The sequence below is a fragment of the Fundidesulfovibrio sp. genome (assembly GCF_058402725.1).
In genome coordinates this window covers 1-1,682 of sequence record NZ_JBZVFJ010000334.1, presented here as the reverse complement: position 1 = coordinate 1,682, position 1,682 = coordinate 1, and the positions used below count along the sequence as shown (strand labels likewise).

3 protein-coding genes are annotated in these 1,682 nt (G+C 71.6%); 2 read left to right on the top strand and 1 reads right to left on the bottom strand.

The window, feature by feature from the left end; translation table 11 throughout:
* Nucleotides 1-70: 70 nt before the first annotated feature.
* Complete coding sequence (locus ACV4UX_RS19320) at nt 71-946, top strand: EamA family transporter (RefSeq protein ID WP_491594902.1); 876 nt, start codon at nt 71-73, stop codon at nt 944-946.
* Between the two features lie 130 nt (nt 947-1,076).
* Nucleotides 1,077-1,388 (top strand): hypothetical protein, encoded by a 312-nt coding sequence (locus ACV4UX_RS19315; protein ID WP_173081581.1) that lies wholly within the window; start codon nt 1,077-1,079, stop codon nt 1,386-1,388.
* Nucleotides 1,389-1,394: 6 nt separating this feature from the next.
* On the opposite strand, the gene ACV4UX_RS19310 is transcribed toward ACV4UX_RS19315, so the two are convergent.
* Nucleotides 1,395-1,574 carry a hypothetical protein gene (locus tag ACV4UX_RS19310; protein ID WP_491594901.1) on the bottom strand — a complete coding sequence of 60 codons (180 nt, stop codon included), beginning with the start codon at nt 1,572-1,574 and terminating at the stop codon, nt 1,395-1,397.
* Nucleotides 1,575-1,682 lie beyond the last annotated feature (108 nt).

Genomic DNA, 1,682 nt, shown 5'->3' with positions numbered 1-1,682 from the left:
CGGCACGGCCCGGCGCCGTTCCCGGAACCGGCAGGCCGCTTCCCTCCGACACCCCGGGAGACGCCTCCGGGTGACCGGTTCCGTCGCCGGGCTGGTGCTCCTTTCGGCGGTGCTCCATGTGCTGTGGAACACCCTGGCGAAGACCTCCGGGGACAAGCTCTCCTTCGCGTGGCTGACCAACCTGCTGGGCATGCTCTTTCTGGGCGTGCCCTTCGCGTGGCTGCGCGTGGCGGAGCCGGGCTTCCTGGGGCCGGAGGTCCTTTGCTGGGCGGCCGTGTCCGGAGTGATGCAGGCCTTCTACGTGGTCCTGTTGTTCGCGGCCTACGACCACGCGGACCTTTCGGTGGTCTATCCCGTGTGCCGGGGCCTGGCCCCCTTGCTGGTGATGCTCCTGGCCGGGCGGCTCACGGGAGACGCCACGGGGCCGCTGCAGACCGCCGGTGTGGCCCTGGTGGCGGCGGGAACCGTGGCCGTGGGCGCGGCCAGCCGCGACAGGGCCACGGGGCGGCTCACCTGGCTCGGCCTGACGCTTTCGGTGCTCACGGCCTTCGGCACGGCGGGCTATTCCCTTGCGGACCGCCGCGGCATGAGCCTGACGCCCGGCCCCGGCGCGGTGGAGTTCCTGTTCGTGTCCTATGCGGTGCTGTGCGTGCTGCTCACGGCGTATTGCGCGTGGAAGCGGCCCGGGCTTGCCGGGATGTTCTCGCAGTGGCGGGGGAACAGGCGGGGCGTGCTGCTGGTGTCCGCGCTGATGACGCTCTCCTACGTGTGCATCGTGGCGGCCCTGGGCACGGGCAACGTGGTGCTGGTGACGGCCGGGCGCAACGTGGGCATCCTGCTCGCCACCCTTGCAGGGGGCCTGCTCCTGCACGAGCGCGTCTCGCGCGGGCGCGCCGCCGGGTCCGTCGTCATCTTCGCGGGGCTCGCCCTGCTGGTTCTGGGGTAGGCCGCCTCCGGCCCGGTCGGGCCGCCACTCCGCATTTTTTCGGTAGTCGGGCGCGTTGTGGCGCACGGAGCCCTTCGGGTATCCCGAAGATGCGGCCCCACGCCGCATGTACGCGAGGAGGCGCAACCGTATGCTCGGCGGGAAAGACGGTGGGACGGCCCGGCTGATCGGCATCGAACACGACGGGGAATGGATCGGGGCCTACGTGGAAAGCGAAAAGGGCTACGCGCTCATCAGGGTGGACGCGGGCGGCGGGCGCAGGTTCCAGCACATCTGGAACGCGCAGTGCTTCAGCGAGCGCGACGCCTTCGCCTCCATGATCGCCAAGTTCGCTCCCAACGCCCGCCTGCTGGAAACCGCCCTGCCCCTGCAAAGCCTGGACGGCCACTACCTCTGGGAACTCCTGCGCGCCTGGGCCGACGACCTCACGCCCCCACTCTGATCCCCCCTACACCGGCGAAAGCACCCTCACCGGCTCCACCAGCTCGAAGCTCCGGGCCGCCTCGGCCAGACGCAACGCCGCGGAATCGAGTTCCACCCCCCGCGCGAACCTGCCCGCGATGCTCTTCACCCGCCGGGAGCGCCCCCAGGCCTCCGTGCGGCCCGCCCGTGGCTCCGGGGCGTTCACGAGGCCTACGCGCGGCCCGGTCGGGAGCGTTCCCCGAAGACAGGCGCCGTCACCAGCACGGCCGTGCGCCCCGGGCGAGAGCTGTCCAGGAACACGTCGCCGCCCATG